The organism is Mycobacterium szulgai (assembly GCF_002116635.1).
GTDB classification, from domain to species: domain Bacteria; phylum Actinomycetota; class Actinomycetes; order Mycobacteriales; family Mycobacteriaceae; genus Mycobacterium; species Mycobacterium szulgai.
The window spans coordinates 70127-94425 of record NZ_LQPW01000086.1 but is presented as its reverse complement, the minus strand read 5'-3'; the positions used below and the strand labels follow the sequence as shown (position 1 = coordinate 94425).

Annotated in this window: 25 protein-coding genes and 2 pseudogenes; 15 read left to right on the top strand and 12 right to left on the bottom strand. The window is 64.5% G+C overall.

Annotated features, from left to right (window positions below):
- The first annotated feature begins 68 nt into the window (after positions 1-68).
- Entirely contained in the window at positions 69-2009 is a 1941-nt protein-coding gene (gene htpG, locus AWC27_RS13875) for a molecular chaperone HtpG (RefSeq protein ID WP_085671006.1), read from the top strand.
- A gap of 71 nt (positions 2010-2080) precedes the next feature.
- A pseudogene (locus tag AWC27_RS13870) lies at positions 2081-2275 on the top strand (hypothetical protein); the annotation flags it as partial.
- A 40-nt stretch (positions 2276-2315) separates the two neighbouring features.
- Here the strand turns inward: AWC27_RS13870 and AWC27_RS13865 are convergent.
- A complete protein-coding gene (locus AWC27_RS13865; protein ID WP_085671062.1) occupies positions 2316-3284 on the bottom strand; it encodes an aldo/keto reductase in 969 nt (322 codons plus the stop codon).
- A 204-nt stretch (positions 3285-3488) separates the two neighbouring features.
- On the opposite strand from AWC27_RS13865, the gene AWC27_RS13860 reads away from it, so the two are divergent.
- On the top strand, positions 3489-3860 hold the full coding sequence (locus AWC27_RS13860) for an STAS domain-containing protein (protein WP_245847080.1): 372 nt from the start codon (positions 3489-3491) through the stop codon (positions 3858-3860).
- Here the strand turns inward: AWC27_RS13860 and AWC27_RS13855 are convergent, their stop codons facing one another.
- Positions 3861-4172, bottom strand: a complete 312-nt coding sequence (locus AWC27_RS13855; RefSeq protein ID WP_085671005.1) for a hypothetical protein — start codon at positions 4170-4172, stop codon at positions 3861-3863.
- A 172-nt stretch (positions 4173-4344) separates the two neighbouring features.
- On the opposite strand from AWC27_RS13855, the gene AWC27_RS13850 reads away from it, so the two are divergent.
- Complete coding sequence (locus tag AWC27_RS13850) at positions 4345-4905, top strand: hemerythrin domain-containing protein (RefSeq protein WP_085671004.1); 561 nt, start codon at positions 4345-4347, stop codon at positions 4903-4905.
- A 21-nt stretch (positions 4906-4926) separates the two neighbouring features.
- Here the strand turns inward: AWC27_RS13850 and AWC27_RS13845 are convergent, their stop codons facing one another.
- Entirely contained in the window at positions 4927-5529 is a 603-nt protein-coding gene (locus AWC27_RS13845; protein ID WP_085671003.1) for a PAS and ANTAR domain-containing protein, read from the bottom strand.
- Positions 5530-5672: 143 nt separating this feature from the next.
- Here AWC27_RS13845 and AWC27_RS13840 point away from each other — a divergent pair, with 143 nt between their 5' ends.
- On the top strand, positions 5673-6458 hold the full coding sequence (locus tag AWC27_RS13840) for an SDR family oxidoreductase (protein WP_085671002.1): 786 nt from the start codon (positions 5673-5675) through the stop codon (positions 6456-6458).
- A 66-nt stretch (positions 6459-6524) separates the two neighbouring features.
- Complete coding sequence (locus tag AWC27_RS13835; RefSeq protein ID WP_085671001.1) at positions 6525-7310, top strand: SDR family NAD(P)-dependent oxidoreductase; 786 nt, start codon at positions 6525-6527, stop codon at positions 7308-7310.
- 5 nt (positions 7311-7315) lie between these two features.
- Here AWC27_RS13835 and AWC27_RS13830 read toward each other — a convergent pair whose 3' ends face one another.
- Positions 7316-7753 carry a hypothetical protein gene (locus tag AWC27_RS13830; RefSeq protein WP_085671000.1) on the bottom strand — a complete coding sequence of 146 codons (438 nt, stop codon included), beginning with the start codon at positions 7751-7753 and terminating at the stop codon, positions 7316-7318.
- A gap of 176 nt (positions 7754-7929) precedes the next feature.
- On the opposite strand from AWC27_RS13830, the gene AWC27_RS13825 reads away from it, so the two are divergent.
- Entirely contained in the window at positions 7930-11124 is a 3195-nt protein-coding gene (locus tag AWC27_RS13825; protein WP_085670999.1) for an ATP-binding protein, read from the top strand.
- Between the two features lie 33 nt (positions 11125-11157).
- On the opposite strand, the gene AWC27_RS13820 is transcribed toward AWC27_RS13825, so the two are convergent.
- The 4 genes and pseudogenes from AWC27_RS13820 to AWC27_RS13805 form a co-directional block, all read right to left on the bottom strand.
- Entirely contained in the window at positions 11158-11508 is a 351-nt protein-coding gene (locus AWC27_RS13820; RefSeq protein ID WP_085671060.1) for a nuclear transport factor 2 family protein, read from the bottom strand.
- Between the two features lie 23 nt (positions 11509-11531).
- Positions 11532-12329, bottom strand: coding sequence for a glutamate racemase (locus AWC27_RS13815; protein ID WP_085670998.1), 798 nt, complete (start codon positions 12327-12329; stop codon positions 11532-11534).
- Positions 12326-14257, bottom strand: a complete 1932-nt coding sequence (locus AWC27_RS13810) for a methyltransferase domain-containing protein (RefSeq protein WP_085670997.1) — start codon at positions 14255-14257, stop codon at positions 12326-12328. Before AWC27_RS13810 ends, AWC27_RS13815 begins: the two co-directional genes overlap by 4 nt.
- Positions 14258-14344: 87 nt before the next feature.
- Positions 14345-15132: pseudogene (locus AWC27_RS13805) on the bottom strand (nucleotidyl cyclase domain-containing protein).
- 54 nt (positions 15133-15186) lie between these two features.
- On the opposite strand from AWC27_RS13805, the gene AWC27_RS13800 reads away from it, so the two are divergent.
- Entirely contained in the window at positions 15187-15543 is a 357-nt protein-coding gene (locus tag AWC27_RS13800) for a bleomycin resistance protein (protein WP_211281626.1), read from the top strand.
- On the opposite strand, the gene AWC27_RS13795 is transcribed toward AWC27_RS13800, so the two are convergent.
- On the bottom strand, positions 15540-15932 hold the full coding sequence (locus tag AWC27_RS13795) for a DoxX family protein (protein ID WP_085670995.1): 393 nt from the start codon (positions 15930-15932) through the stop codon (positions 15540-15542). The genes AWC27_RS13800 and AWC27_RS13795 overlap by 4 nt on opposite strands.
- Before the next feature lie 16 nt (positions 15933-15948).
- On the bottom strand, positions 15949-16407 hold the full coding sequence (locus tag AWC27_RS13790) for a hypothetical protein (protein WP_083112777.1): 459 nt from the start codon (positions 16405-16407) through the stop codon (positions 15949-15951).
- 179 nt (positions 16408-16586) lie between these two features.
- Here AWC27_RS13790 and AWC27_RS13785 point away from each other — a divergent pair, with 179 nt between their 5' ends.
- Complete coding sequence (locus tag AWC27_RS13785) at positions 16587-16841, top strand: hypothetical protein (protein ID WP_085670994.1); 255 nt, start codon at positions 16587-16589, stop codon at positions 16839-16841.
- Positions 16842-16937: 96 nt separating this feature from the next.
- On the opposite strand, the gene AWC27_RS13780 is transcribed toward AWC27_RS13785, so the two are convergent.
- A complete protein-coding gene (locus AWC27_RS13780; protein WP_245847074.1) occupies positions 16938-17477 on the bottom strand; it encodes a CbrC family protein in 540 nt (179 codons plus the stop codon).
- Between the two features lie 70 nt (positions 17478-17547).
- Between AWC27_RS13780 and AWC27_RS13775 the strand changes: the two genes are divergently transcribed.
- From AWC27_RS13775 to AWC27_RS13765, 3 genes are all read left to right on the top strand, one after another.
- Positions 17548-18000 (top strand): SRPBCC family protein, encoded by a 453-nt coding sequence (locus AWC27_RS13775; protein WP_085670992.1) that lies wholly within the window; start codon positions 17548-17550, stop codon positions 17998-18000.
- The gene (locus AWC27_RS13770; protein ID WP_085670991.1) at positions 17990-18775 is read left to right on the top strand and encodes an SDR family NAD(P)-dependent oxidoreductase; all 786 of its coding nucleotides are present in this window, start codon (positions 17990-17992) and stop codon (positions 18773-18775) included. Before AWC27_RS13775 ends, AWC27_RS13770 begins: the two co-directional genes overlap by 11 nt.
- Positions 18776-18871: 96 nt before the next feature.
- Positions 18872-20035, top strand: coding sequence for an acyl-CoA dehydrogenase family protein (locus AWC27_RS13765; RefSeq protein ID WP_085670990.1), 1164 nt, complete (start codon positions 18872-18874; stop codon positions 20033-20035).
- On the opposite strand, the gene AWC27_RS13760 is transcribed toward AWC27_RS13765, so the two are convergent.
- On the bottom strand, positions 20010-20630 hold the full coding sequence (locus tag AWC27_RS13760) for a class I SAM-dependent DNA methyltransferase (RefSeq protein WP_245847071.1): 621 nt from the start codon (positions 20628-20630) through the stop codon (positions 20010-20012). The two genes, AWC27_RS13765 and AWC27_RS13760, sit on opposite strands and share 26 nt — an antisense overlap.
- 52 nt (positions 20631-20682) lie before the next feature.
- Between AWC27_RS13760 and AWC27_RS13755 the strand changes: the two genes are divergently transcribed.
- From AWC27_RS13755 to AWC27_RS13745, 3 genes are all read left to right on the top strand, one after another.
- Positions 20683-21426, top strand: a complete 744-nt coding sequence (locus AWC27_RS13755; protein ID WP_085670988.1) for a 3'(2'),5'-bisphosphate nucleotidase CysQ — start codon at positions 20683-20685, stop codon at positions 21424-21426.
- Positions 21427-21614: 188 nt separating this feature from the next.
- The gene (locus AWC27_RS13750) at positions 21615-22859 is read left to right on the top strand and encodes a hypothetical protein (protein WP_139836984.1); all 1245 of its coding nucleotides are present in this window, start codon (positions 21615-21617) and stop codon (positions 22857-22859) included.
- Positions 22860-22900: 41 nt separating this feature from the next.
- A complete protein-coding gene (locus AWC27_RS13745; protein ID WP_169726784.1) occupies positions 22901-24292 on the top strand; it encodes an MFS transporter in 1392 nt (463 codons plus the stop codon).
- The last annotated feature ends 7 nt before the right edge of the window (positions 24293-24299 follow it).

Sequence of the window (24299 nt, the reverse complement as noted above, 5' to 3'; positions counted from 1 at the left end):
ACCGCGTGGTTGCCCGAAGACCATCCCTGCCGCAACGGCCGAATCCCGCCTCGCTAAATTCTTGCGTTATGAACACGCATGTCGAGCAGTTGGAGTTCCAGGCCGAGGCCCGTCAGCTGTTGGATTTGATGGTCCATTCGGTCTACTCGAATAAGGATTCTTTTCTGCGGGAGTTGATTTCCAACGCATCCGATGCCCTGGACAAGCTGCGGCTGGAAGCCCTGCGCAACAAAGAGCTCAATGTCGACACCTCCGATCTGCACGTCCAGATCGACGTCGACAAAGAAGCAAGAACTCTCACCATTCGCGACAACGGCATCGGCATGACGCGCGACGAGGTCGTCGACCTGATCGGCACCCTGGCCAAGTCGGGTACCGCCGAGCTGCGCCAGCAGCTGCGCGAAGCCAAGGGCGACGGCGCCTCCGAGGAATTGATCGGTCAGTTCGGTATCGGCTTCTACTCGGCCTTCATGGTGGCCGACAAGGTCGAACTGCTTACCCATAAGGCCGGTGAGAGCGAGGCCACCCGCTGGGAATCCAGCGGCGAGGGCACCTACACCATTGAGTCAGTCGAAAACGCGCCGCAGGGCACGTCGGTAACCCTGCACCTCAAGCCCGAAGACGTAGAAGACGAACTGCACGACTACACCTCAGAGTGGAAGATCAAAAACCTGGTCAAGCAGTACTCCGACTTCATTGCCTGGCCCATCCGGATGGATGTGGAGCGGCGCACCCCGCCGCCGGCCCCTGAGGAAGGCGAAGAGCCGGGCGAAGAAACGGTCACCATCGAGACCGAGACCCTCAACTCGATGAAGGCGCTGTGGGCCAGGCCGAAGGACGAGGTCTCCGAAGAGGAGTACAAGGAGTTCTACAAGCACATCGCGCACGCCTGGGACGACCCGCTCGAGGTCATCTCGATGAAGGCCGAGGGCACCTTCGAATACCAGGCGTTGCTGTTCATCCCGTCCCACGCCCCGTTCGACTTGTTCAACCGTGACGCCAAGATCGGCGTCCAGCTGTATGTCAAACGCGTATTCATCATGGGCGATTGCGATCAGCTGATGCCCGAGTACCTGCGCTTCATCAAGGGCGTCGTCGACGCACAGGACCTCTCGCTCAACGTTTCCCGCGAAATCCTGCAGCAGGACCGGCAGATCAATGCGATCCGCCGTCGCCTCACCAAGAAGGTCCTGTCGGTGATCAAAGAGATACAGACCGACCGGCCCGAGGATTACCGCACATTCTGGACCCAGTTCGGCAAGGTCCTCAAGGAGGGCCTGCTGTCCGACATCGACAACCAGGAGGCATTGCTTCGGGTCTCGTCGTTCGCCTCCACCCACAGCGAAGAAGAACCCACCACCTTGGCCGAGTACGTCGAGCGGATGAAGGAGGGCCAGACGCAGATCTTCTACGCCACCGGCGAGACCCGCCAGCAACTGGTGAAGTCGCCGCACCTGGAGGCGTTCAAGGCCAAGGGCTACGAGGTGCTGCTGCTGACCGACCCGGTCGACGAGGTCTGGGTGGGAACGGTGACCGAATTCGACGGCAAGCCGCTGCAGTCGGTGGCCAAGGGCGAGGTGGATCTGGACTCCGAGGAAGACCAGTCCGAGGCCGAGCGCGAGGAGCAGCAGAAAGAGTTCGCCGACCTGCTGGCCTGGCTGAAGGAGACGCTCAGCGAGCACGTCAAGGAAGTGCGGTTGTCCACCCGGCTCACCGACTCTCCCGCGTGCCTGATCACCGACGCCTTCGGGATGACGCCGGCGCTCGCGCGCATCTACCGGGCTTCCGGCCAGGATGTCCCTGTCGGCAAGCGGATCCTCGAACTCAACCCAAACCATCGGCTCGTCACCGGTTTGCGCCAAGCCCACCAAGACCGCAGCGAGGACCCTGCCGTCGCGGAGACAGCCGAATTGCTCTACGGGACAGCGCTTCTCGCCGAAGGCGGGGTGCTCGAGGACCCGGCGCGGTTCGCCGAGCTGCTTGCCGAGCGGTTGGCACGCACGGTTTAGTGCTCGTCAAATAGGCGCCACCTGCGGCTAAAGCGCGGTTGAAAGCCCAGCGGACTGGCTAATCAGACGAAATGCCTGAGTTTCGAGTTATCACTCCGCAGGGCAAAATTGTCGCGACGAAAAATTTCGACAATGCGGAGGCCGCGTACGCCTGGTTTATCCGGTCGGTCGGCGCCAATTCCGAGTTGGGTTGGCGCATGGAGGTCAACGACGAGGGGGAGTGGGCTTTCTTCGACGACACCGGAGGCTTCACCGCGCCGGGGAGTAGCCATCGATACGCGGTGAAGCATCCGGCGCAAGGCCGCGTCAGCGGCGCAGTTTCTCGCGGACCATGTCGGTGAGGAAGCGCCCGGTCGATACCGGCCGAAACGCGCGCGCCGCGGCGGTGAGCGCATCGCGGGATTCGGCACTGAGCTCGATGTCGGCGGCGGCGACGTTGAACTCGAGCTGCTCGACGCTGGACGCCCCGGGAATGGCGACCACGCCCGGCAGGCTGATCAGCCAGGCCAGCGCAACCTGCGCCGGTTTCGCGTCGACCTCGGCAGCAACCGAGCGCAATGTCTGTAACAGCGGTTCGATGCGTCGCAGGTTCTCGGTACCGAACAACGAATTGAGCGCACGAACGCCACCGGGCCGGTTGTCGACGTCGTATTTACCGCCCAGCAGTCCCTGCGCCAACGGGCTGTAGGCGATGATGATGCGATTCTCGCTCTCAGCGAACGGAACCAGACGGTCGAGCGCCTGCGGGTGGGCCAGTGAGAAATGCACCTGGTTGCTGACCACGGGACGGCCCAGTGCGGCATCGGCGAGCTGCCACCGGGACAGGGAGTAGTTCGAGACGCCGGCCGCGCCGATATCGCCGCTTTCGAGCAGGTCGCGCATTCCCGGCATGATCACCGAATCGGGGACCACCGGGTTGGACTGGTGGATCTGGTAGAGGGGGATGCGGTCGAGCTGCAGCCGCCGAGCGCTGGCGCGTTCGCGCTGCTTGATCACCGCCGGAAATGGGGCGACCGGGAAGACCTTGCTGGCCACGGCCACCTCGGAGCGCCGGTCACCAAGCGCCTCGCCGAGAATCCGCTCGCTTTTGCCCAGGCCGTACACCTCAGCGGTGTCGAACAGCGTGACCCCCAGGGCGAGGGCGCGCTGCACGATGTCTCGCGCGGCACCCGAAGCGTAGCGGTCCCCGTAGCCCCACTCGCGGGAACCGAACTGCCAGGTGCCCAGTCCGATGCGGCTGACTTTTCCAACTCCGTCGACCTCGACAAATTTCATGTTCACCACCGTACTGATGTGGTCGATTCCGGTATCCGGCGAGCGTGGGCGGGACTACACTTTCTGCAGGTTGAGTCCACAGCTGGCATTAGCACCACCACTTTTGATGGGCGCAATCACATGACGTACCCTCACGAAAAATCCTCAGCCGGCCACGCAGAACATGCCCGGCCGTGGCGTGCGATCGACTGTACCGGGGCCCGCGTGCGAGTTCACGCGCGCAGCCTGGCCATCCTGCTACGCGTCACCGGCGAGGTCGACTCGTCGAATGCCGGCCAAGTGTCCCAAGCGATTCGGCGTTTCTCCCAGCTGGACACACCGCTGATCGTCGACCTGAGTTGTGTCGATTTCCTTGGTATTGCTTGCTTTCGAATCTTGTTCGGCCTCAATTGCGTAGTGGTGGACGGTCCCGCGTTGAGCCGGTTGACGCGCGTCATCTCCGATCACGGCTTGGCCATCGTCGATTCGGTTCCCGAAGCCCTGCAACTCATCGAAGACGACATTCACACCCGCCGTCAGGTGCTGTCTGGACCCGATCGGCCGCACCTACCGCGGCACCGGACAAGGTCCGCGTGATCAGCTGCTAGGCGGTGGCGGCGCCTCGTCGGAATGGGTTTCATGCCAACGTAATTCCGCTTTGCGGACCCGGCGATGGGCATATCTGAGCCAAAGCAGACCAGCGCCGCCGGCCGCCACAGCGACAATCAGAGCGACCACGCCGACGACAATCTCGCCAGTCGCGAGCGCAAACAAACCCACGATGAGTGCGATGACACCCACCGCCACGCCCGCGACCCCGCCCGCGTTCATGCCGTTGATCAGGGATTCGCCGGCATGCTGACGGGTCGTGCGGTGGTGGTCGACCGGGTCGCTTTTGAGGTGATCCACGTCGCTCCTCGCGATAGACGTTTGAGCCCTACTCCTACCCTGCGCGCCGAAGCGCTAAACGCCGCACACCGCGTTTGGCACCCGCACTGGTCGGGTAGCCGCCCATCAGCGCGCAATTAACCAGCCCGGCGCGCTTGAAGAAAAACAATCAAGGTCAATGGGGAGGACAACTATGGCTTCCAACGCCATCCAGTCGCCCGACGATGTGGTCGACTTCCTGGTCAGCCAACACGAGCAGATCAAATCGCTGTTCGAAGAGACGCTGTCAGCATCCGGCAAGCAACGAGAAGAAGCCTTCGTGGAACTTCGACGTCTGCTCGCCGTCCACGAAACGGTGGAAGAGGAGATCGTGCACCCGCGCGTCAAGCGAAAGATCGCTGACGGCAAAGCGGTAGTCGAAAAGCGGCTCGAGGAAGAGCATGAGGCCAAAACGGTTCTCAAGGATTTGGAACGGCTCGATGTGGACAGCGCCGAATTCACCTCCCAACTGCAGGAACTTCGCGACGCGGTTCTCGATCACGCCGAACACGAAGAAAAAGACGAATTCACCAAGCTGGTAGAGCAATTGAGCAGCGATGAACTCCAAAAGATGGGCCGAGCCGCCAAACTCGCCGAAGTGATCGCGCCCACCCGGCCACACGCCGGAGTCGAATCCCAGATGGCGAACCTGGTTGCGGGTCCGTTCGCGGCGATGATGGACCGGGCGCGAGACGCCATCCTCGGCAAGGGCTGAGCAGCTACTTGGCTGATCTGCTCACTGGTCGCGGCTGACCATGTCGAGCAGGCGCTCACGGTCGGGGATATCGGAGGCCAGACATTCGGCGATGGTGCGCAGCTTGATGTTCAAGTCTTGCGAGAGCTTGGTCAGCAGTTGGAAGGCGTCACCGGCGTCGACGTGAAATCGCAGCATCACCATGCCGAGAGCCTGGTCGATCACCGCGCGCCGCGCCGCGACCGCCGTCATCGCCTCGGAAAGCCGTTGCTGGACATCGGTATTGAGCTGTTTGGTGATGTCGACGTAAAAGCCGGAGGTGCCGGCGGGCAGGCCGTCATCGTCGTAGAACAAGTCACCCACCACGATCACGACGTGCTCGTCGCCGCCGGTGTCGATAATCCGGTGCCGGCCGCTGAACGGCACCCCGTACCGGCGGACCTGCTCGATCAATTCGGCCACTGTCGGTCTGTCGTCGGGATGCTTGTGTGACAAAACCAATGCGGTGGTCGGCGTGACGGTGCCCGGTTCGTAGCCGTGCATATGAGCGACCTCGTCTGACCATTCCCAATGGTCATCGCGGGCCACGTAGCGAAAGCCGCCTACCAGGGACCACTGCTGTCGACGTTGCGATTTGTCGCGCACGTTTCTCAACGTATCCGGACCTCGCCGCGAGGGCTTCCGCCAGGCCCATTAATTCGCAAACCGGACAAGCAGCCGCCACGGCGGTAAAACGCGCCGCGTAGCCTCGACCCCGGGCACACTTTGCGTTCGGCTGGAGGGCGGATATGTCGAAAACGGTAGTCGTCGGCGCATCAAGCGGGCTGGGCCGCTGTATCGGTATCGGCCTGGCGCGGCGCGGCGCTCAGGTCGCCATGCTGGCCCGCCGGCAGGAACGCACCGAGGCGGCAGCGCAGGAAGCGGGACCCGGAGCCGTCGCCATCGCGTGTGACGTCACAGACGAGGCGTCGTGCCGCTCAGCCATCAATGCCGCTGCCGATGCTCTGGGCGGCATCGACAACGTCGTCTACGCGCCCGCGATAAGTCCACTGGTTGCCCTGGCCGACACCGACGCGGAGACCTGGCGACGCGTCTTCGATACCAACGTCATCGGGGCCTCTCTGGTGACGGCGGCCGCACTGCCGCACCTGAGTGCCGGGGGCAAGGTGGTTTACCTGTCTTCCGACGCCGGCAGCTTCGGGCCGCCGTGGCCGGGGCTGGGTGCATATGGTGTCAGCAAGGCGGCGCTGGAGCGGCTTGTCGAAGCCTGGCGAACCGAGCACCCCGATATCGGCTTCACCTGCCTGATTGTGGGGGAGTGCGCGGGCGGCGAAGGTGATGCCGCCACCGGGATGAACGTCGGCTGGGACCGCGAGCTGGCTATGAAGGCCTACCCGCTGTGGGTGTCACGCGGCTGCATGCCCGGCAAGCTGATGCCCGTCGAGGACCTCGTCGAGGTGGTGCACACGATCTTGAGCACCCACGCGGCGACTTCGATGCCGGTGGTGATCGCCCGAGGCGCGCCGTCGGCCGCGCGAGTCTTCGACGCCGCCGGCGCTGCGCCCAGCGTGTAACCACTGTCAAGATCTCGCCGAATTTTCGCGCTCAGCACACGTTCGGCGACCGTCGGATGGATCGTCATGATCGACACCACTAGGTACGGGCCGTGGGCCGTGATCGCCGGCGGTTCGGAGGGAGTCGGTGCCGAATTCGCCAAGCGCCTGGCGCGCGACGGCATCAACCTGGTTTTGATCGCGCGCAAACCGGGGCCGTTGCACGACACGGCTGAGCAATGTCGCCGGCTCGGCGCTCAGGTTCGCACAATTGAGGTCAACCTCGTTGCGCCCGAATCGGTTTCGCGCATCAGCGCCGAAACCGGCGACCTGGAGGTCGGCCTGCTGATCTACAACGCCGGCGCCAACACCTGCCGTGCCCAGTACCTCGATGCCGAGCTCGCCGATGTCGGTCAGGTGATCGACCTCAATGTGACCCGCATGCTAGAACTCGTACACCACTTCGGCCGGCCGATGCGTGCTCGCGGCCGGGGCGGCATCCTGCTGGTCGGCTCGATTGCCGCCACGTACGGTTCGATGCGTCAAGCCGCATACACCGGCGTCAAGGCATTCAGCCGGCTGTTCGCCGAGAGCCTGTGGCTCGAGCTGCGCGATCACGGCGTGGACGTCCTGGAGCTTGTACTAGGCGTGATCCGCACGCCGGCCATGGAGCGCGCCGGACTCAACTTCGACGTGCCGGGGATATCCGTCTCCGATCCCGCGGCGGTGGCCGACGAGGGACTGGCGAACCTGGCGAACGGCCCGGTGTTCATCGCGGGCGACAACGCGGCCGCGGTTCGGCGCGGAAGCGGACCGGACCGGGCCGCGATAGTGCTCGGCGGGCACCAGCTGATGCAGGATCTGATCGGTTAGACGGGTCAGGTACCCGGACCGATCACGAAGCAGCGGGCACCGCTGCTATCAAAGAACACCTCCGACACCGCCGATTTAGCGATGGCCGCAAACTCGAAGCGATGTACCTGCTGGCCCGCTTCGATATTGGCGTCCTGGGATTCGGTGGTGCCGTCTTTCTTGCGAACTACTGCGGTGACACTTTCGGCCCGCGACATATTCTGCGGTTCGTGGAAATACCACACTTCGATGCCCTTGCCCGATGAGGTGGCTTGCCAGCCGTCGGCGTAATAGCACGCCGGATTGCCCTCGGCGTCCGGCGGCGGAGGCGGACAACTGGACAGTCCGACGCACGGTGCGGTGCTGGTGGGCGAAGTGGTCGGGCTGGCATGGGTGGTCGCACACGCGGTAATGCTGACCGATCCGACCGCGATGGTGCCCAGCAACCGAAGGGCCTTCGACATTAGCGTCCTTTCCTCATGTTTCTTCCGAACTGCCTCGACCAATGCCACGATACGAAAGTGGATCGGAGCGGTCTTGAAGCAGTGACGCCTCTCGATGGCACTTCTGCCGAGCGCTACCACGTGCGCACGGCGACGCGGGACTTCGAGGGCCACCTGCGCTCGGTCGAGGAGATGCCTTGACAAGCGATCCCAGATCTCTAACGGCTTCGACTTGTAGGGCATGCGGTCTGTCGCTGCGCGAGGGTGCCCGGTTCTGCGATGGCTGTGGGTCGCCGACAAGCAGCACGCCCGCGCCGGCCGAATACAAACAGGTGACCGTGTTGTTCGCGGACGTGGTGGGCTCCATGCAACTAGCAGCGAAGCTGGGCCCGGAGCGGTTACGCGAGCTCATGACGGAGATATTCGACCGTTCAGCAAGCGAAGTCCAGCGCTACGGCGGCACGGTCGACAAGTTCACCGGTGATGGGATCATGGCGGTGTTCGGGGCGCCGGTCGCGCTCGAAGACCATGCGTTGCGCGCCTGTCTGGCTGCATTGGGCATCCAAAATAAAATCCATCACTTTGCTGAGGAGGTCGAGCGCCACGACGACGTCGAATTGCGACTGCGGATCGGACTCAATTCGGGTCAGGTGATCGCAGGTGAAATCGGTTCGGGCCCATCGGGTTACACCGCGATCGGCGAGCAGGTCGGAATGGCGCAGCGCATGGAATCCGCGGCACCACCGGGTGGAGTGATGATCAGCGAATCCACCGCGCTGCTCGTCGAGCATGCCGCCGACCTCGGCGATTCCGAGCTGGTGCAGATCAAGGGCGCAACTGGTCCGGTCCCGGCGCGACGGCTGCTGGCATTGGGTGGCGGGCGTACTCAGCGCAGGGAGTCGACACTGGTGGGTCGCAGTTGGGAGCTCACCAGCCTGGGCGGCATTCTCGAGCAGTCGATCGGTGGCGCCGGCTGTGTGGCGGGGGTGGTCGGGCCGCCCGGTATCGGCAAGAGTCGCACAGTCGCGGAGGCCGTGCGGTTGGCAACCGGTCGCGGCGTCGAGGTATTCAGCACCTACTGCGAATCCCATACCTGTGATGTCCCTTTTCATGTCGTGGTCCGGCTGCTGCGAACCGTCTTCGGTATCAGCGATGTCGCGCACGATGCGGCTCGAATGGCGGTGCGGGTACGCATTCCCGGTGCGAATCCAGATGATCTGCTGCTGCTCGACGATCTGCTCGGAATCGGTGACACCGCAGCTGCTTTGCCCAGTATCACTCCGGACGCCCGGCGTCGTCGGCTGGCGGCACTGCTGAACGCTGCAGCCCTGGCGCGCACCCGCCCAGCGGTCTATGTGATCGAGGACGCGCACTGGATCGACGAGGCCAGCGAAGCCATGCTCGCCGAATTCGTGACAGTGGTTCCCCAAACTCCGTCTTTGGTCCTGATTACTTATCGGCCGGAATACCAGGGTGCACTGTCACGCTCACCCGGCGGCCACACCATTGCTCTGGCACCGTTAAGCACCGCGCACACCAGCGCTCTCGTCGGTGAGTTATTGGGCGACCACGCCTCGGTGGCCGGCCTGACCTCACAGATCACCGAACAAGCCTTGGGAAACCCGTTTTTCGCCGAAGAGATCACTCGGGACCTCGCGGGGCGGGGCGTACTGCACGGTGAGCCGGGCCGCTACGCCTGCCGGGAGGCAACCGCCACCATCACGCTGCCGAGCACACTGCAGGCCACTATCGCAGCACGCATCGACCGCCTGGAAATCGGCGTCAAGCAAACGTTGTATGCCGGAGCGATCATCGGCGCCCGCTTCACTTCCGACGTGCTCGACGCCGTTGTCGGCGGCACCGACGGCTTGGCCGCAGCACTTGAAGACCTGTTGCGTCTCGAGCTGATCGATCAGGTCCGGTTCACCCCGCGCCCCGAATATGCGTTCCGGCATCCAATGGTCCGAACCGTCGCTTACCAGTCGCAGTTGAAAACAGAGCGGGCGGAAAAGCACCGGCGGCTGGCCACCGTGATCGAGCAGCGTAATCCCGAGTCAGCTGACCAGAACGCCGCCCTGATCGCCGAGCATCGCGAAGCAGCAGGAGATTTGGACGTGGCCTTTGGTTGGCACATGCGCGCCGGAGCGTGGTCGCATCACCGTGACCTGGTGTCGGCGCGAACAAGCTGGCAACGTGCCGGTCAGGTCGCAGACCGCCTGCCAGACGATCATGCGGCCCGCACCCGGATGCAGCTCCAGGCTCGAACGCTGTTGTGCGCGACTGCGTTTCTGGCCGGTCATTGTCCCAGCGATACCGACTTTGCGGAACTGCGCGAGTTGTGCGCGTTGGCCGAGGATCGGGTGTCGCTGGCCATGGGCATGTCCGGCGTCGTCATGGCGCTCGCGACAAGTGGCCGCACCCGCGAAGCGGCCGAACTGGCGGGCGAATTCAGTGAACTCGTCGATTCAATCGGAGATCCGACCCTTACAGTCGGCCTTTTCTACGCGGGCACCTACGCCAAAATGGAGGGTGGCGCGCTGCGAGACGGGATGCGGTGGGCGCGGCGTGCCATCGAATTGGCCGACGGGGATCCCAGGAAAGGCAACCTTGTTTTCGGTTCACCGCTCGCTATAGCGATGGGAATCACGGGCTTCTGCAAGATGTGCCTGGGAATGGCGGGGTGGCAGGCCGACGCGGACGCTGCCATCACACTGGCCGCTCCGATCGATCACACGGTCCACGTCATGACGATCATGTGGAAGTACGTGCTGGCCATCCCGTTCGGTGCCATGGCTTCTGATGCCACCGCACTGCAAACCACCGCCGACGCACTGTGGATCGCAGAGCAGACCGGCGACGAATTCGTGCTGGGATTCGCCCGACTTGCGCATGGTTTCGCGCAACTGCACCACGGTGACGGTCACCGGGAAAAAGGCATAGCGCTTTTGACCCAAGCTCGCGATTCCGTGGCCAGACAGCGCTTTGTCGGAATGGCCTTGCAAATCATCGAGCCCGAATTGGCAAGAGAGAAAGCCAGAAACGGAGATCTTGACGGCGCCATCGAGCTGGCGCGCAGCGTCGTCGACCGAAGCTATTCGTCGGGCGAGATGATCTGGCGCTGGCTGGCGGTCACGGCCTTGGTGGAAGCATTGGTCGCACACGGCACGGACGCCGACCTACAGGAAGCGCTGGCCTCCATCGACCGACTCGCGGCGGTGCCGACCGACGAAGGCTTCCTGCTCCACGAATTGCCCCTGTTGCGGCTGCGTGGATTGGTCGCGCGGGCGCAGGGCGACACGGCCGGCCACGACGAGTTCATGGCGCGGTTTCGTGCCAGAGCCATTGAGGTCGGCTTCGAACCACTTGCAGCTAGAGCAGCGCCGCGGGAGTAATCACAGCCCGGCGCGCGCCCAGGCCGGAGGCGTTCAGGGATAGCGCCCGCCGAAGAACACCTGTGCCTCGGTGATCTGATCGCCATGGACTGTGAGCAGTTCAACGTTGCGGTGGCGTTCACCGGTTCTTAGCTCGTACTCGTACATGACGAAAACATCGTTGCCATCCGTAGGCACCACGTGCAAAATATCTTGTCGCACAAAACGATTCGCGGTAGGGAAGCAGCGCTCAAAGAATTCCGTGCGGTCGATGTGATCGTCTTGGGGGCTGGTGAAGACGAAGTCAGCGGCGATCAGCCGCTCCGCCAAGTCGCGGTCCTGGCGTACAAAACTGTCGAACATCGCTAGGACCGTGTCCACCTTGGATCTCGTTGGGTCGGACATCGAGTCAGGATAGCCAGACATGACTACGCAGCTGACCGCCGGTACCGACGGCCTGGGCCGGCGCCGGTCCGGACGGCCGTGGCCGTCAATGCAGCGCTCCAGGCCCGGGCCGCACCCAGTCGCATGGCCTTCGGATCGCCGGTGGTGAGAAAGACCCGCGCGGACGGGCCCGCGGCGGATCGGGCGTGTGGATGGCGCTCGGCGATCGCGGTAGCCATCCGTTCGGATGGGTCGATCAGCACGGCGTGCGGCAGCGCCGCCGCGAACCAGGGATTGGCGGCCGGGTAGTGAGTGCAGGCCAGCACCAAGGCTTCCACTCGCTGCAGCGGCGCAACAATTTTGGCCAGATCGGCGCGGAACTGCGGTGACCCGGTACGGCCTGCCTCGATGTGTGCCGACAATGGCTGTGCCACCCGGGATAACACCACTCGCCCTGGCCTGGCCAGCGCCCGCCGATAGTGACCCGCGGCAATCGTGCGCTGTCCGCCCACCACACCAATGGGACCGGTGATGTCGTCGGGCACGGAGGCGACTCCGTGGCCGATGATTCCCTCCACTGGCGCCCCCGCCGCGCCGAGCCGTCCCACCACGGTGCTGGCGGCATTGCATGCCAGCGCCACCTCTGTCGCTCCACGCTCGGCGAGCGCCGTGACCACCGTCAGCAGGCGATCGGTCAGCTCATCGACGCTCATCCGGCCATAGGGAGTGGCCCCGGCGTCCGACCAGTACAGCACCGGCAGGCCAGGTGCCAACCGATCCAGAGCGTTCAGCAGGCCGATGCCCCCGATGCCCCAGTCGACGATGCCCAGACAGGGATTCATGGGAAGGAGAGGACGGGGGTCTGCCCCTTGGGCAGCGGACCCGAATCGAATGCGAGCACCCGCGCTGACGCGGTCGCCGTCAAGGTCTCCAGTTCGGCGGCGGGGAAGCGACTGCCGAAGTACCAGCGGTACTCGTGCTCGGCACGGATCGGATTGTGCTTCAGCATATTCAGCCAGTCGGGATGTGTCGTCAATGCGGTCAAATCCTTGGCGAACTGTCGTCGCACCAGCCGTGTTCGCAGGTGTGCGATCGCCGACCGGGCGAGCACCGGCAACTCACGTATCCGCGCCGGTCGCTCGACCATGTCGACCACCCAGAGCCGTCCGCCCGGCGCCAGGACCCGGCGGATCTCGGCCATGACCGGGTCCCAGTCCAGGTAGCGGAAGGACAGGAACGAAATCACCACATCGACGTGGGCGTCGGGAATATCCAGCGCCGGGCCGTTGACCTTGATGAATCGCAGCCGGGCGCGGTCGTGGCTACGTTCGGCTGCCCGTGCGAGCATCCCAGCCGAGCTGTCCGCGCCGACGGCGAAGTCGATATCGCCCTGTTCGTCCAGGGCGCGCAGCAAAGCGCCATTACCGCAACCGATTTCGAGTACACGCAATGGTCGGCCGAGTTCGGCGCGGGCGCGGGCGCATCGGTCGGCTATCCAGCGCCACTCGGCATGGCGAACGTGGATGTCGGCGTAGGCGCGGTCGTACAGTTCGGCGACCCGATCGTAGGACCGGTCCGGATGTGCCTGGTCAAGTTCGGCGGGAAGGCTTTCCACCATTGGCTCCGCGGCACAGCCGCTGTATTTGCGGACCGAGCCCCGCCATCCGTGGGATTTCTTGCCGGGAGTGGCGATCAGGTAGAGCTTTGGGCGGGCCAGGGACCGACGGCCCGCCCACGCGAAGTGGTCTTTGCGGGCCGAGACGGTGGTGTAGTTCTGGTTGCCGAACGTGGGAACCCCGAAGACGTCGGCGAAGAAGGGCGCGAACCAGCGCGCGGTCCGGCAGGCGTGGAAGTACGCCCGCCCATTCGCGGCGAACGGAATCCTCATGGCCTGCCATTCGTGCGGCGAAAACTGCTCAGGCCATTGCGTCGAGCCGAACATGGGCCCGTACATCCCGGCATGGCTGATCAGGTGCAGCTCAAGGAGTTCCTGACCCGACTCGGCCAGCCAAGCCAATTCGGCGGTGAAGTCGGCCTTGTGATGCAGCCCGGACACGGTGACCTCGGCGCCGGGATGCGCTGCGGCCAGCTCGCGGCTCATGGTTGCGGCGGCCACCGCGAACTCGGCCGATCCGCCGCGGTACTGGGTGGTGTGGGCCACCCAAATCACGGGCCGTCGTTGTGTTTTGGGTGCGATGTCGGCGAAGGGGATCCGCGTGTGTTCGTCCTGCGGGATCCAGGCGCCGTAATCGCCGACCAGCTCCATCGCCTCGGCCTTTTGCAAGTCGAACACCCGCATGCCGGCCGGTGGCGGGCTGTAGAGGTGCAGGCTCAGCCCGCCCGCTTCAGCCGTCATGTCATGAATCACGTCACTGGTGATTTGAATCGCTGTGTCCATTGACCTGCTGGCCGTCTCGGTGACGACCAGATCTGCGCCGTGCCAATCGAACCGCCGCTCTGTGAAGGTGCCCTCTACCGCGACCACGAAGCCGCCTGAGCCGCCGTGGTCATGCGGCGCGCAGCTGTATCCCGGACGCCAGCGTGCCAGCATGATCTCGACGTTGTCGTCGACGCGCAGGACTGACCGCGAATACGGCTCGCCGTCATTGGGTTCGAGTGCCAGTGCGTTAAGCATCGGCCGGGCCGCCGCGACGCGCGCGAGCAACTCGGCCCCGGGGACCTCGCCGCGGACGGCAACGGCAGCCAAGGCGTCGAAAAGCGAGGCGACGTCTGTGAGCCCGTCCCGCGACGGGCGGCGTGTGATGTTCATGAACGCAAGGTTGTCGCCGACGGCTTGCGTGTTTCTTGCGTGATCCTTGCGTGACCCGGCCGAGACGAAATTCGAACGCTCCGAGAGTTACCTGGCTTGTTCGAGTTCCGTTCGGAATCGGTCGATTTGGTCGAACGCGTAGTTTGCCATGGCGGTGGCGGTCAAATTGGCCCCTGCATTGGACAGCGATACGTAGGTGTCGTTGCCCAGCACATCGCGCAGGTGCGCGATCGCGCTGGTCAGCTCGGGGAAGGACGTTGCGGTGACGGGACCGAACGCGAAACCGGCAATGGTGGCCGCCGCTTCAAAGCGTTCCAGCCGGTCGAAGAATGCCGCCAGGATAGCCAGCGGCGTGCTGATCATGGTGGTGTTGCCCGACTCATGGTGATTGTGGATGGCTAACCCGAAGTAACCGAGCGCGGCCAGCGGTTCACCGTACTTCGCCTCGACGCGACACAGAACGGCCGCCAGATGCGACTCCACGTTGCGGTTTCCGGTTTCTTGGGCGATTGCCAGTCCGCGGCGCATCGCTGCTAGAGCACGCGCAGGGTCGGTATCGCGAAATGCGTAGCCGACGGCGAGCAGCGCATAGCAGAGCATCGCGGGGTTGCGGGTCGCCTCGGCGGCTTCTGTCAAGCCCTCGGCGACATCCACGGCACAGCGCGGCGAGACGAACGCGGCACAAACGCCGTCTCCGGTGTGTTTGAACAACCAGCCCCGACGCGATTCGATCGCTTGGCGCAACACCTGATCGTGCACGCCAGGGCGGCCCGCATCCCGTCGGCGTCGGTTTCCCATCGACGTGTCGAGCCCTCGACGTCGGTAAACAGGAACGTCACGATCCCCGATTGCGGACCCGTCGGATCAGCGTCCACCCACGCAGAATGCCACAGCAAACGCCCGCCTGACAGACTCCTGTCGTGTCAGAAATCGACTTCACCTCGATAGCGCCGATCCTTCCCGTCCGAAATCTCGACGCCGCCCTGCAGCGCTACCGCCGGCTCGGCTTCGAGGCCCGCGGCTATGAGGGCCCGGAGCGTTACGGCTTTGTCGACCGGGGACCCGTCCAGATGCACCTCACCGAGTGGGCCGAACACGACCCACTCACTACCGCATCCAGCGTCTACCTCTACGTCAGTGACGCCGACGCTCTCTATGACGAGTGGAAGGCGCTGGAGAAGCTCGGCGGTTGTTTGCACCCACCGCACGACACGCCGTACGGCTTGCGCGAATTCGCCTACGTCGATCCTGACGGCACCCTGCACCGCATCGGCTCGCCGCTTTAGCTGTTGCGGTAGACCCGCAGCGCGGCGGTGATCATCGGAATCTGTAACGGCAGCCGGGCCAGGGCGATCACCCGCATCGGCCAGGGTTTGCCCCACCACAGCCGGACCATGTTCAGGTTCCCCGGATAGACCCCGATGAACAGCGCCGCTGCCGACCCGGCGCCCAACCGGCGGGTGCGGCGCGACACCAGCAGCATCGCGACCACCAACTCGGCGACTCCCGAGGCATACGTATAGAACCGGGGGCTTCCGGGCAGCTCGGCGGGGATGATGTCGTCGAACGGCTTGGGCGCGACGAAGTGGGTGGTGCCCACCCCGATCAACAAGGCCGCGAGTCGGTAGGCAGTGGTTTGGGCGGGCTCACGCTGTGCTGGGGGTGCGATGGTCATGGCCGTGAGTATCCCGTCACCGCCGCTGTCGCCGCCGCTGGCGCGCGCCCTTGGCCTCGTCCGTCCATTCCTTTTCTATTCTGCCGATCTCCAGCGACAGCATGATGAGAGTCGGGTTGTCGCAATGGACTTCGTGGGCATTGCGGAATTTCGCCCCCTCGCCGGTGGTCGGCAGATGCGGGCGCAGACCTTCATACCACTCGTCGCCGGCTACGTTCGGCGGATCGCCATCGCGAGGTCCGGCCGCCCACTCCCGGTAGGCGCAGCTGGCGCCGCAGAGACCGGCACGCCACGCTCGCACCGCCTCGTAGCGCTGCGCTTGCAGGGTGCTGTTCATCTGATGTTTGTGGTCGCGTCCGGCCGCCAGAGTGGGGAAGTACGTCTCGGCGACCGACTTCGCAATGCCCGCGACGCCCATGGCCGACGCACCCACGACCGTTCCGACGAGGCCCATCATCGCCATCTCCATTGCCATCCTTCAGATGGTTCCACCTGAGGCGCTTAACGACCAGGAAATACCGCAATCGCTACTACTCCCGGACGGAACCGGATGAGGACGCACTTGATCTCGACGGCGACGAGGGTCCGCCACCGAGGCGAGTTGCCGGCTGGCGGCGCGCGTTGCGGTGGGCGTCGTGGCTTATCTTCCTGGACATGGCAATCGCACATTCAGCTCGTGAATCCTTCGGTCGCGTTGAGCTATTCGCGCTCGCGGCCGCGATCGGCGTCAGCATCTGGTGCATGGCCAAGCCGCTGGGCGCGCCCAAGATGGAGATCGGCGAACCCGGCGAGATTCCGTTCATCAAGCGGGGCAATGAATTTCGGGTCGAGCCGGACGCTTCGGTCGGTGCGCGGGGCCAAGCGGAGGGTTCTGCTGGTGGAATACGACTATTCGGCAGTCAGCGCTGACGGCTGCGTCCGCGGGTGAGCGTCGAGTTTTGTCAACGGCGGCTGGCCCGACGGGGGACTCACCGTCGAAACGGTCGACGCCGAACCCGGGCAGTCTCAGGTGAAGTCCGAGTAGGCCAGGTGGACCTCGCAGACTAGGCACCGGAACAGGTAGGCCGTCGGCTGTGCGTCCCCCGTCGCCAGGGCCGCGATGTACTCCTCGATCTGTTCGGAAGGCCAGCCGTGGCTGCGCCCTTCGCGGCGCAGCGCCCCTAACGCGTCTGGCAGGTTGGCCACCTCTGTACTACCGGCCGGGCCGAGGAAGGCGGCAGCGTCGCCGCAGTGATGCAGCCATTGCTCTTGCTGCCAACCCGTGAACCCGGGAGTCCGGTGCAGCACTTCGTCCGTCGCCGCTTCGGGGACGTCGCCGGGTACCGTCCATGCGACGTCGGTGAACTCGGCGTCGAACCGTCTTGCTGCGGTGCCGTCCGCGATGCACCAGGGACAGACAACGTCGTCGAGATCCTCGGTCGCATAGACGGGACCGACGTAGACATACGGCCGAAGTTGTTCGCAGCTTACGCAGTTCACCTCGGTTGCCACTATCGAGCCGGTGGCGAGCGGGTCGGGGTGATAACGGAATTCGGGCAGTTGCACCCCGACGATCTTGCCTAGACCCGTCTGCGCTCGCCAGCTGTGCCGGTGAGGGGCGGTCTAGCATGTCGTCATGGTCGAGATTCACTTGGAGCGAACGATTGCGGCACCTGTCGAAGAGGTCTTCGATTGGCTGGTCGATCCGGTCAACCTGACCGCTGCTCCACTGGTTCTCAAGGCCGCTTACGCGAAAGATTCCTCGCCGCCGGGTGCTGGCGCGGTGCGCGAGGTGACGTGTGTCGGACCCCGCTTCCGCGAACGCATCACCGCCTACGACCGACCACGCAGCTACTCCTATCTGATCGTCGAATCCTTCCCGCCGTTCAATCACCAGGGCGGCACACTGACGTTCATCCCGTCAGGCGACGGCACGCGCGTCGAATGGCAGACCGAATACACCCACCCGGCACGCGCCGGCGGCAAGCTGTTGGAGGCGGTGACCCGTCCGCTGCTGCGCTGGAGCTTTCTAGCAATCCTCGACGGTTGCGCCAAGGCACTGGAAAGGACGACTGCCGGTGGGCGCTGACCGTGCCGCATCCCGCACGTTCGTGGTGACGGGTGCGGCCTCGGGCATCGGCCTGGCCACCGCGCAACGCCTGCTCGCCGAGGGCGGCACCGTCGTCGGTGTCGATTTGGCCTCGCCGCCGGATCTGGGGCCCCGGTTCCAGTTCGTCGCCGCAGACGTCACCGACGAAGGCGCGGTGGCCGGGGTGATGGCCGCGGTACCCGGGCGGCTCGACGGGGTGGTCCATTCCGCCGGTGTCGCCGGCGGCGGGCCGGTCCATTTGCTCGACCGCACCGAATGGGACCGGGTCATCGGCGTCAACCTCACCGCAACGTTCCTGGTGGCCAAGGCCGCGCTGATCAAGATGATCGAACAACCCCGCGTCGACGGCGAGCGCGGTTCGATCGTGACGCTGGCCAGCATCGAGGGCCTGGAAGGCACCGCGGGCGGGAGTTCGTACAACGCCGCTAAGGGTGGTGTCGTTCTGCTGACCAAGAACATCGCGCTCGACTACGGCCCCAGCGGTATCCGCGCCAACGCGATCTGTCCCGGTTTCATCGACACGCCGATGGCCCAAAGCGTCTTCGGTATCCCGGGAATGGAAGGTCCGTGTGCCTCGATTACCAAGGAGCATGCCCTGCAGCGGTTGGGCCGGCCGGAGGAAGTAGCGGCCATGGCAGCGTTTCTGGTCTCTCCCGACGCGTCTTTCGTGACCGGTCAGGCCATCGCCGTCGACGGCGGCTACACGGCCGGGCGCGACCACGGCGTTGTCGAGTTGTTCGGACTCCCCAAATGAGGGTCGCGTTCACCGAGCCTGCAAATCTGCAGCAAAAATGCGAGTAGGCACCTGCGAAACTGCAGGCTCGGCGAACACTGGCGAGAGGAAGCGCGGATGACGTCGACAGCCGATTTGGCCCGGGGCATGCGCGAGCTGGTGCGCGCCGAGGCCGCCGAATCCGAGCGGATCCGCACCCTGACCGGAGCGATCGTCGACGAAATGTGGGCCACCGGGCTGATGACCGCTTTCAATCCGAAGGCGGCCGGCGGCGTGGAACCGTCGTTCGCCGAGATGATCGAGACATGGATCGAAATGGCTTGGCAGGACGGCTCATTCGGGTGGATCGGAATAGCCAACCTGCCGTCGTCGTTCGCGGCCGCGACATATCTTTCCGACGAGGGTTTCGCCGAAGTCTTCACCGCACACGACAACCACGTCACCATGGGCGGCCAGTTCTTTCCCAACGGACAAGGCATCGCCGCCGACGGCGGCTACCGGCTGAGCGGATCGTGGAGTTTCGGTTCGGGCACCGGTCATTCGCAGTACGTTGCGGCCGGGTTTTTCCCGATGGACGACGGCGAAATGCGCTGGGTCAGTGAGGGTATCCCGGACATGCGGGTGGCCGTGATTCCGCGTGAACAGATCAGCTTCAACGACGGCTGGTATGTGCAGGGGCTCAAGGGAACTGGGTCCTACGACTACAGCGCGCAGGACGTGTTCGTGCCCGAGTGCCGGACCTTCGGACTGTTCGAGCGCGAGCCGCGCCGGGGGAGTTCGCCGGCGACGCGGATGGGACTGATGCCCGTGACGGCTGCCGGACACGCCTCATGGGCGCTCGGTGTTGCCAAGAGCATGCTCGACGACGTGACCGAGCTGGCCGCGACGAAATACCGGATGAGCGACATGGCGGCGCTGGCCAGCCGCCCGACCTTCCAGAAGGGACTCGCTCATCACATGTCGGCGTGGCGGGCCGCCCGTCTGTTGGTGCTCGACGCGTTCACCACCGCTGAAGCCGCCGTTGCCGCCGGGTCGGAATTGACCCCGACTCTGCGGGCAGACATGCGCGCGGCCGCCGTCTACGCCACCGATGCCGCCCGCAATTGCGCGGAATGGGCGCATCTGGTTGCCGGCACCAGCTCCATCCGTGAGGGCAGTCGGCTGGAACGCGCTTTCCGTGACATCTACACCGGGACGCAGCACGCGTTCATCAGTGAGAAGGTGGCCATCGATTCGGCGCAGATCTGGCTCGGCATCATCGAGGATCAGTTCGGGCTTTGAGCTGTGCGAGCCAGATGGTGTGGTAGCCACAGCTGGCGTCTTCGGCAACATGGGCGATGACGCCGAATCCGTTGTCGTGCAGAAGCTCCCGGTATTCATCCGCATCCAGGCTGGCGTGGAACAGCGGCTCGCCCCGATAGCTGCCGATCTGTTCGCCGGCCGACGGGCCGCTGGTGAACATCAATGCCGCACCTGGTGCGGCATGGGCGGAAAAGATGGGAAACATCGCGCGCTGGCCGGCTTGGGGGAGGTGAAAGAAGCTGTCCCAGGCGATAATTCCGTCGAATCTCTGGCCCAAAGCCAGGGTTCGCATGTCGCCGACATGCCATTGGTGTTCGGGTAGCCGCTTTGCGCTGATTGTGATCATCGCACTCGAGGCATCCACCCCGGTGAGCTGGCAGCCGTGTTCGGCGAGGTGCCGGGCAATCGGCGCGCCGGATCCACAGCCCACGTCGAGCACGGTCGGCCGGCCGGGGAGCAGCGCCAAAAACCTTTTCAGCCAATCCTTTTCAGGTACATCGTCGCCCCGGTCCCGGGACCACGCATCGGCGTTGCGTTCGTAGATGTCTATCACCCGGTCGGCATCGGATCTCACGGGTTTGAATGTATCGTGCGTGCGGTAGGTTCCATTAGCGTGAAGGCTGCCCATGAATGACCACGCACTGGCCGCACACCTGGCCGCCGAGGCGGGCCGGTTGCTGCTCGGCGTCCGAAGCGAATTCGCCGAGGCCGACGCGAGCGAGCGAAAGGCAGCCGGAGACAAGCGATCCCATGATTTTCTGATGGAAGCGCTGGGCAACGAGCGCCCGGACGACGCGGTGCTGTCCGAAGAGGGCGCCGACGACCCCGTCCGGTTGCGCTCGGATCGCGTCTGGATCGTCGACCCGCTCGACGGCACCCGGGAATTCTCCGAGCTCGGCCGCAACGACTGGGCGGTACATGTCGCACTCTGGGTGTCCGGCGAGCTCAGCGCCGGTGCCGTCGCGCTGCCGGCCCAGGGAGTCACCCTGGCGACTCCTCATGTCGATCCACCGCCCGCGGCCCCGGACAAGCCACGCATCGTCGTCTCGCGTACCCGCCCGCCTGCGATCGCGCTGGCGGTCCGCGACGCGCTGGGCGGCATCTTGGTCGAGATGGGTTCCGCCGGAGCCAAGGTGGCATCGATTGTTCAGGGTTTGTCGGATGTCTACGTGCACGCCGGCGGCCAATTCGAATGGGACTCGGCCGCGCCGGTCGCGGTTGCCCGAGCCGCCGGACTGCACACCTCGCGCATCGACGGTTCCGTGCTGGCCTACAACCAGCCCGATCCAAAGCTGCCTGACCTGGTGGTATGCCGGCCCGAGCTGGCCGATGCTGTGCTCGCGGTCACGGCGACCGAGAGCGCGCAATAGTGCTCGTCCCCTAGCAGGGGGACATAGCGTCCCGTGACTGGGGGACAAGGGGATTCATCCCCTGGGTGACCACTCGGGTGACAGACATGTAGCTACCCCGACGCAATGCTGTTATGGCTACCCGTGCGGGGGGGAGCGTTCACGCATTAATGGGGAACGGTTCACACATATAACGAAGGAGCACGGGTATGCAGCGCGGCCTTGTCCTCGGATCTGCGGTCACCGGCGCTAAGTTCACTCCCAGAAATCACGCGATGACGGGCGATACGTTCATCGACCTCGTGTCACGTGGACAAACGATCAAATCCGACACCGGGCAGCTCGTCGCCGAGGCGACCGCACTATTCGACATCGGTGTCCGGTACTATCACTACCACGCGCGCAACCCACAGACGCAGGAGCAGAGCACGTCCAACGCGCTTTACTCCGCGCTGAGCTACGAAATCCAGGATCGCATGCCCGGCATGCTCATTAGCTTCGGGGCCAGCCGCAACGGGGTCGAGGTAAAGGAAGCGATCCGCCGTCACGGTGAGTGGGAAAGAATCAGTCAGGCCGCCTTGCCGCTACATCTCGGCGGCGCTCACTTCGTCACCAAACAAGCGGCCGCGGAGCTTCAAGTGATACTCGATCTCGAGCGCCAGGGCACCGACATCGGCATCGATGCGGCATCGCGCCCGGAGTTCGCGCGCGCCGTGCGTCACTATGTTGCAACGAAGAGCAACAGCGAGGCCGCGCTTGAGGTTCATTCGACGAAGGGCGGCAGCCACTACGGAACCACGTCGCCACATACGCAATTAAAGGTCTACCGTAAGGCCGTCGATGCCCGACGAAGGCTCCACCTGTTGCACGAAATCGAATGGGTTCAGCTGGACCGCAGCTACGCCATGACTCGTTTCGCCGTGGAGCATCCACTGATTCGGCTCGGTTCCGAAGGGCAGCTCAATATCACGCTGCTGTTCGGGTTTTCGCCCCGGTTTCCGTTTCCAGGTAGTTACCAGGAGTTCTGCCACGCTGTCTCGCTGGCCAAGTCGCTGGAGTACGACCTATGCGGAAGGCAATCTCGCAGGGTGACGCTTTCCGTCGGCGCCGCGGTGCTGCCGGAGCACGCTCGCGCACACATCAAAGAGCTCGAGTTCGGTCGGCACAAAGGGAGGCTTGCCGGACCGCTGGAACGCCTCGCCAGCTATGCGGCTCAGCCCGATAGCAATGTCGACATTCTCCGGTCCGGGATGGAGGACACCCCCTACATCGTCACGCCCGATGGGGAGATCACGTTGACAGACAACCTTGGCTTGGCGCACCAAGTCCGGGCAACCATTGATGGTTGCGGATCTGGTGTGCTCACCGACCCGGCAGCAGTACGCCGCCAAATGGGTTTTGCTGAGCTGGCGAAAATCGTCGAGCTACCGCCGGCAGCCACCGTCGCCACATGATGAGACCTGGCCGACGAGGTCTCGCGGTGGGTGTGTGCACGTTGTCGACGTTCATTGTCAATGTCGACGGCACCGCATACCAGGTCGCGCTGACTCAAATACGCGACACATTGCCTGCCACTTTCGCGCAGGGCCAATGGATTCTCAGCGGATACAGCCTGACGCTCGCGGCTCTGGTGATTGTCGCCGGCGCACTCGGTGACCGGTTCAACAAGCGCAGTCTGCTGGTTTCCGGGCTCATTGTCTACATCGTCGGATCCGTGGTTACCGCGTTGGCTCCCAACGCAATTGCGCTGATCGCAGCGCGTGTGCTGGCGGCTATCGGCGCGTCGATTCTGGTGCCGGTCGGACTCGGCATGATGCGCGTACTTGCCCGGTCGCACAAGGAACTGCAGCGCTTCACCGGTGCGTGGGGAGTCGTCGTCGGCCTGGGCATGGCCACCGGCCCACTGGCCGCAGGATTCATTTCCGGGACCGTCGGTTGGCGGTTGATACCGGTGGTCACCGCGGTGCTGGCCGCGGGCTTCGCCGTGCTGTCGCGTGTCTTGCTTCCCTCGACTCCCGCCCACACTCCGCCGCGACACGACTGGCAGGGCATCGTCTTGCTCGGCGTCGCAATGTTCGCTCTGGTCGGCCTGCTCATCGCCATCGGTGAGCGGGAGTTGCTGATCCCGTTCGGCCTGCTGGTGGTGGTGACTGCCGTCGTCGCATACCTGCTCAGGCGGCGCCAGCGTGTGGGCCTCTTTCCGATCCCTGACCAGGCTTGGCAATCGCTGACGTTCCGCACCGCGATGCAGGTGGCGGTCGGCAACTATTTCTGCGTTGGCGGAGCGATCTTCCTGCTAGCGACGGCTTTCCTGGAGGGCAGCCGACACCTTCCGGCGCTGGTCGCCGGCGCAAGTCTGGTTCCGCTCGCGTTTGGATACGCGGGAGGGGCGCGAATTTCACCGCTGATAATGAGGAATCTCGGACCATATCAGGCCATCACCGTCGCCGGATTGCTCACGCTCGCATCCGGTTTGGCGGTGGGGTTGCTCGTCACCACTGCCGCCGGCACCGTGGCGGTCAGCTTCGTCGCGGCCTTCCTCGGTGCAGGCATGGGAATGGCTAACACCCCGACCAACGTTTTAACCATGTCCGAATTATCCGCCGACTATGCCGCCGTCAGTGGGGCGTTTGCCTCCGTGGCGCGCCAAGCGGGCCAGGCGACGGGCATTGCGGTGTGCGGAGCCGCCTACTCCTTGTCCCAGGCGGCACACCTGTCAGACGCGCTACCGTGGGCCGCGCTCCTGGTGGCCGCCGCAGCCGTAACCTTCACCGGATTGAATGGCCTCCCTTCGCATTCCGGTAGAACTCCGCTAGGGGGTCATCATCACCAGGCCATTCTCCCGTCGGTCAGCCGGGAACCCGTCACCAACGCTAGCTCTCAATGACAAGGTC